Origin of the sequence: Pikeienuella sp., assembly GCF_046290545.1 — a bacterium.
Classification (GTDB): Bacteria; Pseudomonadota; Alphaproteobacteria; order Rhodobacterales; family Rhodobacteraceae; genus Pikeienuella.
Genome location: NZ_JBKAGV010000012.1, coordinates 59,934 through 74,413 on the forward strand (window position 1 = coordinate 59,934; position 14,480 = coordinate 74,413).

The following is a 14,480-nucleotide window of genomic DNA, read 5'->3' on the forward strand; positions in this document are numbered from 1 at the left end:
CTCAGCCGAGCGCGGCGGTCGCCTGCACCTCGATCCGCATGCCGGGCGCCACCAGCCCGGCGACGATCAGGGTCGCGCGGTTCGGCCAAGGCGGCGCGAAGACGCGCCGCCACGCCTCGTCCACCGGGGCCATGTCCGCAATGTCGAGGATATAGACCGTCGCCTGCACGACGCTCTCCGCCGTCCCGCCCGCCGCCTCGACCGCCCGGACGAGATTGGCGAGCGTAAGCGCCGCCTGCTCCCCGATCCCGGCCTGAAGGATCTTCCCCTCAGGCGTCACCGGCCCGTGCGTCGTGTAGAGCACCCCGCCCGCGCGGATCGCCCAGGAGAAGGGCTGGCCGAAATCCGGCAGCCCGCACGCGATCTCTTCCTTCATCGCCTTTCACCTCCAGACATGGCCGAAGACGAGCCCGAAGGCTCCCGGCGCGATGCGCGCGTTCCCCCGCCGCGCCCCGCGGAGCCAGAGCCGCCCGTGCACCTCCGCGCCCGCGAAATTCGCCTCCGCCGCGAGCGCCGCATCCTGAAGCCAGAGCCCGCCGAGCCATTCCGCGCCGGAGAAATCCGCCGCGCCCGCAAAAACCGCCGCCTCGAAGGAGACGTTGCCATAGGCGACGGAGCCCGCGAAGGACGAGGCCCCGCCGAACCGCGCCCGGTCGAACCGCCCGATGCCGCGGAACTCCGCCCCCGAAAAGTCCGCCCCGGCGGCGAACTCCGCATCCTCGAAGCGGGCGTCCACCATGAAGGCCGCGCCGGAAAAATCCGCCCCCGCCGCGAACCGCGCCCCGGCGAAGACCGAAACGCCGTCGAACCGCGCGCCCCGCGCCTTCACCGGCCCCGCGAAGACCGCGCCCGAAATGTCGAACCCCGTCAGCGCCAGCCCCGAAAGGTCCAGCGCCCCCTCGATCCGCGCGCCGCGAAGCTCCGCGCAGTCGCCATGCCGCCAGGGCCGGGCGAGCGCCTCGCGGAGCGCCTCCGGCGTCACGCCGCCGCCCCGAGCCTGCCTTCCGCGAGCGTGATCGCCTCCTCCGCCCAGGGGAAGGCGAGGTCCTCGGCGAGGTCGGGGCCGGAGGCGTCATGCGCCACCCGCTCGCCGATCTGCGCCGCGCCATGCGCGATCATCAGCGCGGCGAGCGTCTTGCCGCCGCCGTTGAACGTCTCGTGATACTCGCTGTCGCCAAGGCCGAAGATCGCGAAATGGATGCCCTTGAGGTCCGGCTTCTCCGCAGCCATCCGCGCCGCGAAGGGCTGCGCCGAGGCGGGAAGCTCGCCGTCGCCATAGGTCGAAGTGATGAGGAGATAGAGCGCGCCGGGCTCGAACTCCCCCGGCGCATGGTCCGAGAGGTTGCGGCAGGAGACGTCATGCGCCCCGCCGATCTCCGCCGCCACATCCTCGGCCAGCATCTCCGCGTTGCCCGTCTCCGTCCCGTAGAGAACGACGATCTTCATGGCGAAACCTCCTCTCCGGCCGCGAGCGCGCGCATCGCCCCCCGGTCCCCGATCTTCGCGCGGCAGCGCCCCAAAGGGGCCCCCGCGCGCTCCGCGGCGTCGATTCGCCGCCAGCCTTCATAGTCCACCGCGCCCGGCGGCGGCGGCGGCGCGGCGCGGCCCGGGCCGAGATCGGCGAGGATCAGCGCCGCGACCTCCTGCGCCTCCGCCCGGTTCTCCGGAATCGTGCCGCGCGGCCCCCGCCGAAACCAGCCCGCGGCGTAGAGCCCGGGCGCGATCCGCCCCCGCCCCGCATCCTCGGCCCCCGCGAGCAGCGCGTCGCGGCCGAGGTTATCCCCCGCCTCGAAGCCGATGGCCGTCACCACCGCATCGCAGCCGATGGCCTCGCCCGAAGCGAGCCTGAGGGCGGAGACGCGCCCCTCCCCCTCGATCGCGGCGGGAACGGCGCCGAACCGGAAAACGAGCCGCTTCGGCCCCGCCCCCCGCCCTGCTACCGCGCGAAGCGCCTCGGCCGCCGGCCCCTCGCCCTCCGCCTCCGCCTCGATCCGGAGGGCGGAAAGCCGCCCCAGCTCCTTCACCATCACCGCGTCGAACTTCGCCGCGGAGGCCTGGCCGCGGGCGAGGAGCGTGATCTCCTCCACGCCCCCCACCGCGATCCAGCCGGCGGCGCGGGCCGAAAGGTCCGAGCCCTCCAGCTCCTCCGGCCCCTTGGCCAGCAGCCGCACGATGTCGATGGCCACATTCCCCGCGCCGACCACCACAACCCGCCTCCCCAGCGGGCCCGGCTCCGAAGCGTCTGGATGATCGTTCAGGAACCGCGTCACCGCGCCCGACCCCATCACGCCCGGAAGGTCCTCCCCCGGAACGCCCAGCCGCCTGTCCTCCGAAAGCCCGGCGGTCAGCGCCACCACGTCATAGCGCGCCCGCAGCGCGTCCAGCCCGATATCCCGCCCGATCTCGACATCGCCGAAGAACCGCGCGCCCTGCCGCTCGAACAGCCGCTCGAACTGCCGGATGATCGCCTTCGTCCCCTGATGGTCCGCCGCCACGCCATAGCGGACGAGGCCATAGGGAACCGGCAGCCGGTCATAGAGATCGACGCAGAGATCGGGCCGCGCCTTCAGCAATGCCTGCGCGAGGAAACAGCCCGAAGGCCCCGCGCCGACGATGGCGACCGCGCCGCTCACAGCCGCGCCCATGGCAGGGGCGCGCCGGAAAGGTCGGCGTAGATCGCCTTCTGCGCCATATAGGCGAGCATCCCCGCCCGCCCCTTCTCCCGCCCCATGCCGCTCTCCTTCTCCCCGCCGAACGGGGTGGAGATGGAGAACTGCTTGTAGGTGTTGATCCAGACCGTCCCGGTCCGCAGCGCCCGCGCCACGCGCCAGGCCTTCGGGAAATCCCGCGTCCATATCCCGGCCGCGAGCCCGTATTCGTTGTCGTTCCCGAGGGAGACAACCTCCGCCTCGTCCTCGAAGGGCATCACGACGAGAACGGGGCCGAACACCTCCTCCCGGCAGATGCGCGCCTCGTTCGTCACGCCCGAAAGGATCGTTGGGAGGTAATAGGCCCCCGCCTCGAAATCCGACCCTTCCGGCGCCGCCCCGCCGCAAAGCAGCGTCGCGCCCTCCGCCAAGGCGGCGGAGACCATCGCGGCCACCCCGTCCCGATGCTCACGCCGCACCATCGGCGCGACCTGCGTCTCCGGGTCGAACGGATGGCCGACCTTCAGCCGCTTCGTCGCCTCCACCAGCCGCCCGACGAACTCGTCGAAGACCGAGCGCTGAACGAAGAGCCGCGCCCCCGCGATGCAGCTCTGCCCGGTGGAGGAAAAGACGCCGAACATCACTCCCGCCAGCGCCTGCTCCATGTCCGCATCCGCGAACACGATGGTGGGGGACTTGCCGCCAAGCTCGAGGCTCACCGGCATCAGCTTTTCCGCCGCCTTCCGCGCCAGCGCCCGCCCCGTCTCCGTGCCGCCGGTGAAGGAGACGCGGGCGATGTCCGGATGGGTCACCAGCAGGCCGCCGATCTCCCGCCCCGCGCCCGGGAGGACGGAGAAGAGCCCCTTCGGCAACCCCGCCGCCTCCACGATCCGCGCCAGCTCCAGGCTCACGAGCGGAGACCATGAGGCCGGCTTCAGCAGCACCGCATTCCCCGCCGCAAGCGCGGGCGCGACCTTCTGCGCGTCCGAGGCGATGGGCGAATTCCAGGGCGTGATCGCGGCGACGAGGCCGAGCGGCTCATGCACCGACATGGTCAGCGCCTCGCCCCGCTGCGCCGTCAGCGCCTCGTCCCATGTCTCCGCCACCGCCGCGAAATAGCGGAACGTGCCGGCGGCGGAGGCGGCGAGCGCCCGCGTCTCGGCCAGCGTCTTGCCCGTGTCCCGGCTCTGGATGAAGGCGATGCGCGCCGCGTTCGCCTCGATCCCGTCCGCGATGGCGTGGAGATGGCGCGCCCGCTGATGCGGCTTCAGCCCGCGCCAGGAAGGGTCCGCCTGCGCCGCCTTCGCCCGCGCAATCGCGCGGAGCCCGTCCTCGCGCGAGGCGCCGCGGAGCGCGCGGTTGAGGCTCCCGTCCGCCGGAAAGACGGAGCGGATCTCCGCCCCATTCCCCGCCTCCCATTCGCCGCCGACGAAGATCCGCCCGTCAGGCAGGTCGATGTCCTGATCGCGCTTCATAGCGAGACCGGCCCCATCTCGTTGCGGACGGCGCGGAATAGGCTCCCCACCGTCGCCGCGGAGGTCTTCGCATTCCCCGGCAGCGCCGCGTTCTCGATGGTGACGGAAAGCGTGGAGCCGCCGGAGCGCGCCGTGAAGGCGTGGCCGTTCCCCTTCGCCGCCGGGTCCGCGACGAGCCGCACCCGCGTCGCCTCGAACCCCGCGCCGGCCAGCGCCAGCGTCGCCGCCACGTTCGCGTTCTTCGGATAGGCGCGCGCCGCCTCCCGCGCCGTCCCCTTGAAGATCACCGTCGCCGCCTTCAGCGCCGGAAGGTCGAACGCCGCCTCCGCCGGCGTCCCGGCCCAGGCGAGCGGCGGCTTCGTCCCCGTATATTCGACCTCGACAGGCCCCGAAGCCGCCATCGCCGAAAGCGCGTCGAGCCCGCCCGCCGCGCCCGAAGGGAGAATGAGCCGCGCACCGCCCGCCTCCGCCGCCGCCCGAAGGTCCCGCTCCACGCCCGGGTCCGCCAGCGCGCCGACGGAGGCGAGGACGAGTGGAATCCCCGCGCCGAGGATCGTCGGCCCGTATTCCCGCGCCGCCCCCTGCCCCGCCGCCTCGACCACCAGCGTCGGCCGCGCCATCAGGAGGGCGGCGAGGGTGGTGACGCCCGCCGGCGCTTCCCGCACCCGCTCGATCCGCACCAGCGTCGCCACAGGCGCGGCGCCGATCCGCTCCAGCATCGGCAGGAGCGCGGAGCCGATGGCGCCGAAGCCGATGAGGCCGAGCCGCATCGCGCTCACCCCTTGCCCGCCGCGCCCGCCGGCGGGCCGGCGAAGCTCTCCGCGAAGGGGCCGATCGCCACCATGTCCACCTCGATCAGCTGCGGCCCCTCCGCCGCCAGCGCCTCGTCCAGCATCGCGCCGAAGGCCTCCACATCGGCGCAGCGCCGGTGCGGCATGCCGACGGAGGCGCAGAACCCCGCGAAATCCGGCACGGCGAGCTTCGACCAATGCCGCCGCCCGCCATATTGCGCGTCCTGGATGTTCTCGATCACGCCATAGGCCCGGTCGTTCATCAGCACATAGACGAGCGGCGCGGCCTCATCGACCGCCGTGATCATCTCCGCAAGGCCGAGCATCGCCCCGCCGTCGCCCACAAGCGTCACCGCCTTCGGCCCCGGCATCGCCAGCGCCGCGCCGATCCCCATGGCGAGCCCCTGCCCGATCCCGCCGCCAAGCGCATGGACGCCGAGCCGCGGGCCGGCGATCCGCACATGGCGGTTGCCGAAGGTGGAGTTGGAGATCGTCACGTCCCGCACCCACGGGTGCCCCCCCTTCGAGACGCGCTCCGCCAGCGCGTCCGCGATCACGGCGTAGGGGCCGAGAAGGGAGCGCATCCGCCCCTCGGAGCCGGCGCGGGCGCGGGCGATGTCGAAGGGCAGGTTCGGGTCTGTTTCCAGCCTTTCAGGAAGTTTCGAAAGCAGGCGCGAAAGCGCATCCGCCGCGTCGCCATGCGCGAAAATCTCCACCGGATAGTTCCGCCCGCCCTGCTCCGCCGCCGCGTCGATCTGCAGGAGCGGGCGCGGCAGCGGCATCTGGTTGTTGCGCGTCTCGTTGCCCCGGAGCCGGGAGCCGACGACGAGCATGAGGTCAGAGGTGCGGTAGAGCTCCGCCGCCTCCGGCGTCATGTTGAAGGCGCCGAGCGTCGCCGCCGCATCCTCGGGAACGACCGCGCGCCCATTGGTGGAGGTGACCACGCCGAAGCCCCGGCGCATCAGCTCGGTCGCCTCCGCCGCCGCGCCCCGCGCGCCGCCGCCGAGCCAGAGCAGCGGGCGCCGCGCGCCGCGTATCGCCTCCGCCATCGCGTCGAGCGCCGCCTCCGCCGCGAACGGCCGCATGGGCACGGGCGCGAAGACCCGCGGCTGCGGCGCCGCCGCCGCGCGCTGCACGTCCACCGGAATCTCGAGGCTCACGGGCCCCGTCGGCGCCGAGAGCGCGGCCGAGACGGCGGCGGTGAGCGCGCCCACCGCCCCATTCGCGTCCCACATCCGGATCACGGCCTTGGAGACGCCGCGCAGCATTTCCGGCTGCCGCGGCACGTCATGGATGGGCGCGCGGTCCCGGTCCGCGAAGGCGAGGTCCACCTGGCTCGTGATGTGGAGCACGGGCGAGCCCGCCGTCAGCGCCTCCGCCTGCGCCCCCGCGGCGTTGCCCGCCGCCGTGCCCGTCGAGGTCATGCAGACGCCAAGGCCGCCGGTCACCCGCGCATAGGCGTCCGCCATGTTCATCGCCCCCGCCTCGCCCCGCGCAGGCACGAAGCGGATGCGCCCCTGCCGCGCCACGGCGTCGAGGATCGGCATGTTGTGGATGGAGATGACGCCGAAGATCGTCGTCACGCCCACATCCGCCAGCCAGCGGGCGATGAAGTCGCCGACCGTTTCCGCCTGCTGCGCCGCCTCGGGCTCGATCGTCGCGGGTTTCATCGCAAGGTCCTCAGATATGGCGGGAAAGCCCGCCCGAAACTTCGAGCTGGGCGCCGGTGATGTAGCTGGCGGCGGGGGAGCCGAGGAAGGCGATGGCCGCCGCCGCCTCCTCCGGGTCGCCGAGGCGGCCAAGCGGAATGCCCTTCCGCGCCGCCAGCGCCGCATACCAGTCCTCCCGGCTCTGGCTCTTGTCCTCGCGCTCCGCGAAGCGGCGGGTCCACTGGCCGGAACCGACGAGCCCGAGCAGCACGGAATTCACCCGCACCGCCGGCGCTAGCTCGACAGACAGGGATTTCAGAAGATTCTGAACGCCCGCCCGCGCCGCCGAGGTGCAGACCATATGCGGCTCCGGCTGATAGGCGAGCAGCGAGTTGACCGCGATGATCGCGCCCCGCGCCTCCCTCAGCATCGGCAGGAACGCGCGAACCGGGCGGATCTGGCTGAAGAGCTTCAGCTCCAGCTCCGCCCGCCAGTCCGCATCCCCGGTATCCGCGAAGGTGGAGATGCGGCCCTGCCCGGCATTGTTCACGAGGAGGTCGCAGCCGCCGAAGGCCGCCGCGACCTCCACCGCGAAAGCCTCCACCGCCGCCTCGTCCAGCACGTCGAGCGCCGTCGCCAGCACCCGCTCCGCCCCGAAATCCCGCTTCAGCACGGCCGCCACATCCGCCAGCCGCCCCTCGTTCCGCGCGCAGAGCGCGACGCGGGCGCCGGAGCCGAGCAGCGTCCTCACCGTCGCGAGGCCGATGCCGGAGGAGCCGCCGGTGACGACAGCGACGCGGCCCTGATAGCCGTAATCCATCACCGCGCCCCCTGCGCCCTGAGCTCGGGGAAGCCCGGGTCGGGACGCCCCTGCATGATCGCGCGCTGCGCCGGGGTCGGCGGGCCCGCCGTCATCCAGCGGTCCATCGATTCCGGGTCGTCGCGAGACCAGACCTTGGCCCGGTGCGTCGCCTCGTCGATCTGCTGCAATTCCGAGGTGAACTCGATCACGAAGCCGGAGGGCGAGCAGAAATAGGCGAAGGGATTGTTCCCCGGCCCGTGCCGCCCCGGCCCCCAGGTCGGGTGATGCCCCTTCTGCTTCATCCGCCCGATCCCGCGCATGAACTCGTCCAGCGTCGGCATCTCGAAGGCGACATGGTTGACGCTGGCGTAGGCGCCCCGCACCAGCGCGATGGAGTGGTGGTCCGTCGCGCAGCGGAGGAACACCATCTGGTCCGCCGAATAGTCGGAGACCCGAAAGCCCAGAACTTCCTCGAAGAATCTCTGCCGCGCCTCCATGTCCGGCGTGTTGAGCACGACATGGGAGACCTTGCGCGGCTTCGCCCATTCCGGCTCTTCGTTCAGCCTCAAACCATCATGCCGGAAACGGATGCGGCGATTGTCCGGATCCAGAATTTCGAAGCCGGTTCCGCCGATATGGTCCGCCATCGGCGCAGGGACGGAAAGCACGGCGCCGCCATGCGCCGGCGCGCGGGCGGAGACCTGCGCATGAAGCGCCGCCAGCGCCTCCGCGCTTTCCACCCGGAACTCGATATGGTCGATCCCGAAGACCGGCGCATCGCGAAGGCCATAGAGGAACGGCTCCTCCCCCGTGCCCCGCAGCCAGGCCGCGCCCGGCTCCGCATGGGCGAGCCGCAGCCCCCACATGTCCTCATAAAAGGGCAAGGTCGCCGTCAGGCCCGGCCCTCGCATCACAATGCCGGAAAGGGAGCCGACGCGCACCGTGTCGCTCATGCCGTTTCTCCTTGAACCATCAGCGCGCGGAGCGCGGCGGCGAAGGCCTCGGGCGCCTCCGTGGCAAGCGCATGCCCCGTCTCGGGAACAAGCGTCAGCGCGCCCGCGCGCGGCAGCGCCGCGAAGAGCCGCCGCGCGCCCTCGGGCGGCGTCACCATATCCTCCGCCCCACAGATCACATCCGCCGGCGCCCCGATCCGCGCGGCGTCCGCCAGAAGGTCGCCGGAGGCGAGCATCCGCGCCGCCTGCGCATAGCCGGGGAGCTTCACCGCCGCCATCATCGCCCGCACCGCCTCCAGCGCCGCCGGCTCGCCCCGGTGCAGGAGCCGCGCCGCCCGCGCCGCGGCGAAGGCCTCCGCCCCCTCCGCCTCCAGCGCCGCGATCCGCGAAGCCGCCTCCGGCGAGAGGTCCCCCGCCGCCCGCCCATGCCCGAGCGCCGGAGAGGCGAGGAGAAGCCCGGAGACGCGCGCAGGCCGCGACGCCGCGAAGGCCCCGGCGATCAGCGCGCCGAGCGAATGCCCGGCGAGCGCCGCCCGCGCGATCCCGAGCCGGTCAATCAACCCCGCCAGCGCATCGGCATAGTCTTCCGCCAGCGGCCAATCCGCCTTCAGCGGCTTCGAGCCGGCATAGCCCGGCGCCTCCCAGGCGATCACGCGCCAGTCCCGCGGCAGCCGTTCGACCACGGGCTCGAAGCTCCGCGCCGCCGAGCCGATCCCGTGCAGGAGGATCAGCACAGGCCCCGCCCCGTCCCGCTCCCGGAACTCGACCGCGCCGGACCTGTGCCGCCGCATGCTCATGCGAAGACGAAGCCGTTGTTGACGGGCAGCACCTGCCCCGTCACCGGCAGCGCCCCTTCCGACAACAGGAAGGCGACCGTCGGCGCGATCTCCTCCGGCCCCATCGCGCCGCCCGGCCGCCCGCCGGGCGCGGCGCGCCCCTCGGCATAGAGCCGGTGCCGCGCCTCGGGCACATACTCCGTGCTCTCGGTCGCGAGGATGCCCGGCGCCACCGCCGCCACCCCGACGCCCCGCGGCCCCAGCTCCCGCGCGAGGCTCCGCGTCATCGAGATCACCGCGCCCTTGGAGGCGACATAGGAAAGAAGCCGCGGCGCGCCCCAGAGCGCGGTGTCCGAGGCGAGGTTGACGATCCGCCCCGAGCCCGAGGCGGCGAGCAGCGGCGCGCAGGCCCGCGTCATCAGCCATGTCCCGCGCACGTTCACGCGCATCACCCGGTCCCAGGTCTCTAGGTCGATCTCTTCGAACCCGATCCCGCCGATCCCCGTCGCGATGGCGCCATTATTGAGCAGCCCGTGGAGCCGCCCCCCCGTCTCCGCCGCCGCCCAGGCCCCGAGCGCGGCGATGGAGGCGGGCTCGCCGAGATCGACCGGGTGGAAGGCCGCGCCGAGCGAAGCGGCCGTCTCCCGCCCCTCATCCTCCAGGATGTCGGCGAGCAACAGGCGCGCCCCCCGCCCCGCGAGGTCGCGGGCGAGAACGGCGCCGAGGCCGCGCGCGGCCCCGGTCACGAGTATGGCGCGCCCCTCCAGCATCACTCGGCGGCCTCGCGCGCCGCCAGTTCCGCCTCGATCTGGCTCTTCGCCGCCCGCGTCAGGATCTGCCGGATGCGGGAGACGCCGAGATCATGCTGATAGAGCATCTCGCGCCGCCGCGCGTCGTCGGGCATGCCTTCGAGCATCACCCGGTCCTGCTCCAGCACGCGCCAGTGGTTCTCCTCCAGCTTCGCGCGATAGAGGAAGCGGAAGCTTTCGCGCGCAAGGCCCGTCACCTGCCGCATCCGCCAGAAGAAGACCTTGCAGGTCCGCTCGTCCACCGGCGTCGTGAAGCCGATGATGCGGAACACGCCCCCCGGCCCCGCCGCGGGCGGATAGGGAATGTCGAGGAAGCAGAACATCGCGCCCGGATGAACCTCGAATTCCGTCCAGTCGAAATTCGCGCCGACCTGCCCGACCCGCTCGATGCGGAAGCCGCGGTCGGTCCTGTCGAGCTTCATCAGGTCCTGCTTGGAGCCGAAGGCGAGCGTGAAGCTCTCCGAATGGAGATAGCAGCCGTGCATCGGGTCCGCGAGATTGTCGAGCGCGTAGCGGTAGTTCGTCTCCCAGAGCGAGGTGCAGAGGAACCCGGTCCAGTCCGGGTCCGTCAGCTCCTTCGGCAGCATCAGCTCCGGCGGCTCCGGCCGCTCGACCGAGGGGAAATAGACGAAGACGGCGTCATGCGCCTCCCTTACATGGAAGCTCTCCAGGGCCTTCCGCCCCTCCAGCGCGCATTCCGGCATGGCGGGCACGCGCTGCACCACGCCCTCGCCGTCCACGATCACCCCGTGATAGCGGCAGCCGATATTCCCCTCGTGAATCTCGCCATAGGAGAGCGGCGCCCCGCGATGCGGGCAGAAATCCTCGAGGCAGCGGATTTTCCCCGCCCCGTCGCGCCAGAGCACCAGCTTCCGGCCGAGCGCCTTCACGCCGTGCGGCCGCGTCCCCTTGATCTCGACCGATTTCGCGACCGGATGCCAACAGCCGAGGAGGCCCGTATTCACCCGCTCCTCGATCAGGCTCTTCATGTCATGCGCGCTCATCTCGCTCTCCGCTGGCTTTGGTCCGGGCGGCCGGAAAGCCGCCCGGCGCGCTCGGTCACTTCTTCGGGCGCTTGATCTGCGCGACCGGGTGATCCTCCGGATAGGTCGGGGTCACCGGCTTCGGGTTGCCGATCATGACGCACATCAGCGCCTCCTCGATTCCCTCGTTGCGGAGCCCGCGATAGACGCCCGGCGGCACGGAGATGAGGTCCCGCTCCGTCAGCACCGTCTCCGTCATCTCGCCCTTGTGCTCGATGAAGAGCCGGATCCTGTGGCCCTTGAGGATGAAGAACACCTCTTCCGCGTCGCGGTGGATATGGAGCGGCCCCTCGCAGCCCGCCGGCAGCACCATGGTGGAGAAGGTGAAATGCTCCGCCGGCACGACGTTCTCGTCGTCCGAGACGCCGGTCGCCCCGGTGCCGACATAGCGCATCTGCGCGCGGCGGTATTTCGGGTCGAAATCCGCCTGGAACTTCAGCGCGTCCCAGTCGAGCGTCCGCGTCTCGTAGCGGGCGACGCGGCTCTCCATCCAGCTCGCGAGGGTCATGCCCTCGGGGATCGTCACGTCATCGGGTTCGATCGAGGGGAATTTCATCGGGGCGACGTTCATCGGAAGTCTCCGTTGTTTATGTCAGTGTTGGGCCTTGGGAAGGTAGTGGAGCACCCGCGCCTCGACCCTGGCGAGCGCGCTGTAGAGCAAGAAGCCGATCACGGTGAGGAGCACGATGGCGTTGAACACCATCGCCGCGTTCGCCTGCCCCCCGCCATAGGAGATGAGGAAGCCGAGCCCGGTATTCCCCCCCACCAGCTCCCCCACCGTCACGCCGATCACCGCGAGCGTGGAGGCGATGCGCAGCCCCGCCATCAGGTTCGGCACGGTCGAGGGCGCCTCCACCTTGAGGAAGATCTGCCAGCGGGAGAGGTTGTAGGCGCGGGCGAGGTTCACGAGGTCCCGGTCCACCGTCCGCATCGCCTGCAGCACGTTCACGAGGACGGGGAAGAAGACGATCAGCACCGTCACCAGCAGCTTCGGCATCGCGTTGTAGCCGAACCACATGATGAAGAGCGGCGCGAAGGCGACCTTCGGCGCGATCTGCAGCGCGAGGATATAGGGGGAGAGCACCTTCTCCCAGAAGGCCGACATGCCGAGCGCATAGCCGAGCGCGGCGCCGAGCGCGGAGCCGATGGCGAAGCCGAGCACGGTGTAGAGCGCGGTCGAAAGCGTATGGCCGACGAGCCCCTCCACCCGCCACATCCGCGCGAATTCCGCGAGGCAGTCCGAGAAGGTCGGGATGATGAAGACCGGCACGCCGAAGGCCGGCGGCAGGAACTCCCAGGCGAGGAGCACGAGGCCAAGGAGGCCGAGGCTGGCGAAGAGCGCCTTCCGTTCGGAGGTCATGCCGGCGCTCCTCTTGGCCGCAGCGGCCGCCGAAACGGCCTTGTCGGTCGGTTCGGCGGCCGCGACGCTCATTGCACGAATTCGTTCGTGAAGGTGTCGGAGACGGGAACGGCGCGGGCCACGATGTTGTTCTTCACGTAGAATTCCTGCACCGCGGCGACCCGCGCCTCGTCGAAGGCGCCGCGCGGCAGCCCCTCGGCGGCCGGATAGACCTTCGCCACATAGTCCCGCATGATCGCCTCGATCATCGCCTCCTTGCCCTCGTGCTGCTTGACGAAGGAGACGTATTCGGCGGCGGCCTTCGCCGGGTCCGCCTCGATCTCGTCGATGGCCTTCAGCACCGCCTGCACGAAGCCGCGCACCACTTCGGGCCGCTCCGCGATGGTCTCTTCGGAGGCGATGATCGCCTGCGCCATGGCGGGGAACACGCTGTCCACCGGCATCTCGCCCATCGCGATCCCGGCGCCGCGGACGGCGGCGATCCATTCCGGCACGCCGGACATGGCGTGGAGGTTCCCGGCGATGGAAAGCTGGATGATCCCGCCCGGGCCGACCGCCTGAATGTCCGCATCCGCCTTCGTCAGGCCCGCGGAGGCCAGCACGCCGAGGAGGTTGTAATAGGTCGTGTCCTGGAAGGAGAGGACGCCGATGGACTTGCCCTTGAGGTCCGCCGCGCTCTTGATCCCGCTGTCCTCGCGCCAGGCGATCTGCGTCAGCCCCCGCCCGCCGAGGAGGGCGACGCCCTTCACCCCGAGCCCGTTGGCGCGAACGATGATCGGCGTGTCGCCGATCCCGCCGCCCATGTCCGCGTTGCCGACCGCGACCTGCGTCGCGACGTCCGCGCCGCCCTTGCCGACGCGGAACTCCACTTCAAGGCCCGCATCCGCGAAATAGCCCTTGTGGAGCGCGAGCTGGAACGGCGCGAAGGCCGGCAGGAAGTCCGGCGCGGGGAAGAGATAGGTGACCTTCTCCGCCGCGGCGGCGAGCCCGGCGGAAAGGCTGATCGCCGCTGCGGCGACGAGGCTGAGGACGCGATGCTTCATGGATTTCCCTGTCAGTTGCTTGTTCAGGCGGCTTTTTCTTCGAGCTTCAGGTGCCGGAAGAGCTCGGCGGCGTAGCCGGAAACCTCCGGCATCATCCGCCGCTTCAGCGGCTCGTCCCGGTGCGGCAGGTCCACCGCGATCTCCGCGACGATGGTCCCCGGCCGCTCGGAAAGGACGAGGATGCGGTCCGACATCAGCACCGCCTCCGCGAGGTCATGCGTGATGAGCAGCGTCGTCTTCCGCTCCGCCGCGATGGTCCTGGCGAAGCTGTTCTGGAGGATCAGCTTCGTCTGCGCGTCGAGCGCGGAGAAGGGCTCGTCCAGCAGGATGATCTCGGGGTCGATGGCCAGCGTCCGCGCCAGCGCCGCGCGCTGCCGCATGCCGCCCGAAAGCTGATAGGGATAATGATCCTCGAACCCGGCGAGCTTGCACCGCCGCAGCTCCGCCTCCGCCCGCGCCCGCCTGTCTGCCCGGCCCGCGCCCCGCGCCTCCAGCCCGAACTCGACATTGGCGCGGATCGTCCGCCAGGGCAGCAGCAGGTCCTTCTGCAGCATGAAGCCGACATGCGCGTTCGGCCCCCGCACCGCCTCGCCGGAGACGAGCACCTCGCCCCGCGTCGGCTGATAGAGCCCCGCCGTCATGGAAAGAATGGTGGACTTGCCGCAGCCCGATGGCCCGACGACGGAGACGAACTCGCCCTCCCGCACCTCGAAGGAGATGTCGCGCACCGCAATCAGCGCGCCGAACTCCTTCGCGACGTTGCGGAATTCAAGCGCCATAGCCGCGCTCCGCATAGGCCGCGTCGAAATCGGCGTTGAGCGCGGAAAGCTCCTCCGCGAGCAGCGCCTCGGACCAGTCGGTCCGGCCCGAGACGGGCGCAGCGACGCCGCGCGCTTCGAGCGCGGCGGCGACCTTGCCGAAATCGTGCTCGCCCGTCCCGTAGATCTGCATCAGCGCCGTCGCCAGCGCGTCCTCCGCCTCGGTCAGCGGCCGGCCCCGGCTCTGATGGGCGAGGTCCGCCCGCCCGGTATCGGCGGCGCGCTGCGAGAGGCGGTCCTTGAAGGCGTCCATGCGCGGCTCCCGTCGGCTTCTCGTTCGTCAAGTCTTGTGTTCATATTTGAACTATATGTT

17 protein-coding genes are annotated in these 14,480 nt (G+C 71.3%); all 17 read right to left on the bottom strand.

What is annotated here, in order from left to right; all coding sequences use genetic code 11:
- Position 1: 1 nt before the first annotated feature.
- The 17 genes from ACE37J_RS10545 to ACE37J_RS10625 all read right to left on the bottom strand — a co-directional run bounded on the left by ACE37J_RS10545 (position 2) and on the right by ACE37J_RS10625 (position 14,420).
- The gene (locus ACE37J_RS10545; protein ID WP_409711090.1) at positions 2-376 is read right to left on the bottom strand and encodes a RidA family protein; all 375 of its coding nucleotides are present in this window, start codon (positions 374-376) and stop codon (positions 2-4) included.
- A gap of 6 nt (positions 377-382) precedes the next feature.
- Complete coding sequence (locus ACE37J_RS10550; protein ID WP_409711092.1) at positions 383-982, bottom strand: pentapeptide repeat-containing protein; 600 nt, start codon at positions 980-982, stop codon at positions 383-385.
- Entirely contained in the window at positions 979-1,446 is a 468-nt protein-coding gene (locus ACE37J_RS10555; protein ID WP_409711094.1) for a flavodoxin domain-containing protein, read from the bottom strand. The genes ACE37J_RS10550 and ACE37J_RS10555 overlap by 4 nt, the downstream gene beginning before the upstream one ends.
- Positions 1,443-2,645 (bottom strand): FAD-dependent oxidoreductase, encoded by a 1,203-nt coding sequence (locus tag ACE37J_RS10560; RefSeq protein ID WP_409711096.1) that lies wholly within the window; start codon positions 2,643-2,645, stop codon positions 1,443-1,445. Before ACE37J_RS10560 ends, ACE37J_RS10555 begins: the two co-directional genes overlap by 4 nt.
- Positions 2,630-4,123, bottom strand: coding sequence for an aldehyde dehydrogenase (locus ACE37J_RS10565; protein ID WP_409711098.1), 1,494 nt, complete (start codon positions 4,121-4,123; stop codon positions 2,630-2,632). The genes ACE37J_RS10560 and ACE37J_RS10565 overlap by 16 nt, the downstream gene beginning before the upstream one ends.
- A complete protein-coding gene (locus ACE37J_RS10570; RefSeq protein ID WP_409711100.1) occupies positions 4,120-4,893 on the bottom strand; it encodes an aspartate dehydrogenase in 774 nt (257 codons plus the stop codon). The genes ACE37J_RS10565 and ACE37J_RS10570 overlap by 4 nt, the downstream gene beginning before the upstream one ends.
- A 5-nt stretch (positions 4,894-4,898) precedes the next feature.
- A complete protein-coding gene (locus ACE37J_RS10575; protein WP_409711102.1) occupies positions 4,899-6,584 on the bottom strand; it encodes a thiamine pyrophosphate-binding protein in 1,686 nt (561 codons plus the stop codon).
- A gap of 10 nt (positions 6,585-6,594) precedes the next feature.
- Positions 6,595-7,383, bottom strand: a complete 789-nt coding sequence (locus ACE37J_RS10580) for an SDR family oxidoreductase (protein ID WP_409711104.1) — start codon at positions 7,381-7,383, stop codon at positions 6,595-6,597.
- Positions 7,383-8,318, bottom strand: coding sequence for a VOC family protein (locus tag ACE37J_RS10585; RefSeq protein ID WP_409711106.1), 936 nt, complete (start codon positions 8,316-8,318; stop codon positions 7,383-7,385). Before ACE37J_RS10585 ends, ACE37J_RS10580 begins: the two co-directional genes overlap by 1 nt.
- Positions 8,315-9,109 carry an alpha/beta fold hydrolase gene (locus ACE37J_RS10590; RefSeq protein WP_409711108.1) on the bottom strand — a complete coding sequence of 265 codons (795 nt, stop codon included), beginning with the start codon at positions 9,107-9,109 and terminating at the stop codon, positions 8,315-8,317. Before ACE37J_RS10590 ends, ACE37J_RS10585 begins: the two co-directional genes overlap by 4 nt.
- Before the next feature lie 2 nt (positions 9,110-9,111).
- The gene (locus tag ACE37J_RS10595) at positions 9,112-9,864 is read right to left on the bottom strand and encodes an SDR family oxidoreductase (RefSeq protein ID WP_409711110.1); all 753 of its coding nucleotides are present in this window, start codon (positions 9,862-9,864) and stop codon (positions 9,112-9,114) included.
- The gene (locus ACE37J_RS10600; protein WP_409711112.1) at positions 9,864-10,907 is read right to left on the bottom strand and encodes a Rieske 2Fe-2S domain-containing protein; all 1,044 of its coding nucleotides are present in this window, start codon (positions 10,905-10,907) and stop codon (positions 9,864-9,866) included. Before ACE37J_RS10600 ends, ACE37J_RS10595 begins: the two co-directional genes overlap by 1 nt.
- A gap of 55 nt (positions 10,908-10,962) precedes the next feature.
- Entirely contained in the window at positions 10,963-11,517 is a 555-nt protein-coding gene (locus ACE37J_RS10605) for a cupin domain-containing protein (protein ID WP_409711114.1), read from the bottom strand.
- A 21-nt stretch (positions 11,518-11,538) separates the two neighbouring features.
- Entirely contained in the window at positions 11,539-12,306 is a 768-nt protein-coding gene (locus ACE37J_RS10610; RefSeq protein WP_409711117.1) for an ABC transporter permease, read from the bottom strand.
- Between the two features lie 68 nt (positions 12,307-12,374).
- Positions 12,375-13,349: an ABC transporter substrate-binding protein gene (locus ACE37J_RS10615; protein WP_409711119.1), complete on the bottom strand. Its 975-nt coding sequence runs from the start codon at positions 13,347-13,349 to the stop codon at positions 12,375-12,377.
- Between the two features lie 23 nt (positions 13,350-13,372).
- Positions 13,373-14,128: an ABC transporter ATP-binding protein gene (locus ACE37J_RS10620; RefSeq protein ID WP_409711121.1), complete on the bottom strand. Its 756-nt coding sequence runs from the start codon at positions 14,126-14,128 to the stop codon at positions 13,373-13,375.
- Positions 14,118-14,420 (bottom strand): recombinase-like helix-turn-helix domain-containing protein, encoded by a 303-nt coding sequence (locus ACE37J_RS10625; protein ID WP_409711123.1) that lies wholly within the window; start codon positions 14,418-14,420, stop codon positions 14,118-14,120. The genes ACE37J_RS10620 and ACE37J_RS10625 overlap by 11 nt, the downstream gene beginning before the upstream one ends.
- Positions 14,421-14,480: the final 60 nt, after the last annotated feature.

What these genes read in the sequence shown, in the direction of transcription:
- ACE37J_RS10545 (WP_409711090.1), bottom strand. Translation starts at nt 376, where the DNA reads ATGAAGGAAGAGATCGCGTGCGGGCTGCCGGATTTCGGCCAGCCCTTC.
- ACE37J_RS10555 (WP_409711094.1), bottom strand. Translation starts at nt 1,446, where the DNA reads ATGAAGATCGTCGTTCTCTACGGGACGGAGACGGGCAACGCGGAGATG.
- ACE37J_RS10560 (WP_409711096.1), bottom strand. Translation starts at nt 2,645, where the DNA reads ATGGGCGCGGCTGTGAGCGGCGCGGTCGCCATCGTCGGCGCGGGGCCT.
- ACE37J_RS10565 (WP_409711098.1), bottom strand. Translation starts at nt 4,123, where the DNA reads ATGAAGCGCGATCAGGACATCGACCTGCCTGACGGGCGGATCTTCGTC.
- ACE37J_RS10570 (WP_409711100.1), bottom strand. Translation starts at nt 4,893, where the DNA reads ATGCGGCTCGGCCTCATCGGCTTCGGCGCCATCGGCTCCGCGCTCCTG.
- ACE37J_RS10575 (WP_409711102.1), bottom strand. Translation starts at nt 6,584, where the DNA reads ATGAAACCCGCGACGATCGAGCCCGAGGCGGCGCAGCAGGCGGAAACG.
- ACE37J_RS10580 (WP_409711104.1), bottom strand. Translation starts at nt 7,383, where the DNA reads ATGGATTACGGCTATCAGGGCCGCGTCGCTGTCGTCACCGGCGGCTCC.
- ACE37J_RS10585 (WP_409711106.1), bottom strand. Translation starts at nt 8,318, where the DNA reads ATGAGCGACACGGTGCGCGTCGGCTCCCTTTCCGGCATTGTGATGCGA.
- ACE37J_RS10590 (WP_409711108.1), bottom strand. Translation starts at nt 9,109, where the DNA reads ATGCGGCGGCACAGGTCCGGCGCGGTCGAGTTCCGGGAGCGGGACGGG.
- ACE37J_RS10595 (WP_409711110.1), bottom strand. Translation starts at nt 9,864, where the DNA reads ATGCTGGAGGGGCGCGCCATACTCGTGACCGGGGCCGCGCGCGGCCTC.
- ACE37J_RS10600 (WP_409711112.1), bottom strand. Translation starts at nt 10,907, where the DNA reads ATGAGCGCGCATGACATGAAGAGCCTGATCGAGGAGCGGGTGAATACG.
- ACE37J_RS10605 (WP_409711114.1), bottom strand. Translation starts at nt 11,517, where the DNA reads ATGAACGTCGCCCCGATGAAATTCCCCTCGATCGAACCCGATGACGTG.
- ACE37J_RS10610 (WP_409711117.1), bottom strand. Translation starts at nt 12,306, where the DNA reads ATGACCTCCGAACGGAAGGCGCTCTTCGCCAGCCTCGGCCTCCTTGGC.
- ACE37J_RS10615 (WP_409711119.1), bottom strand. Translation starts at nt 13,349, where the DNA reads ATGAAGCATCGCGTCCTCAGCCTCGTCGCCGCAGCGGCGATCAGCCTT.
- ACE37J_RS10620 (WP_409711121.1), bottom strand. Translation starts at nt 14,128, where the DNA reads ATGGCGCTTGAATTCCGCAACGTCGCGAAGGAGTTCGGCGCGCTGATT.
- ACE37J_RS10625 (WP_409711123.1), bottom strand. Translation starts at nt 14,420, where the DNA reads ATGGACGCCTTCAAGGACCGCCTCTCGCAGCGCGCCGCCGATACCGGG.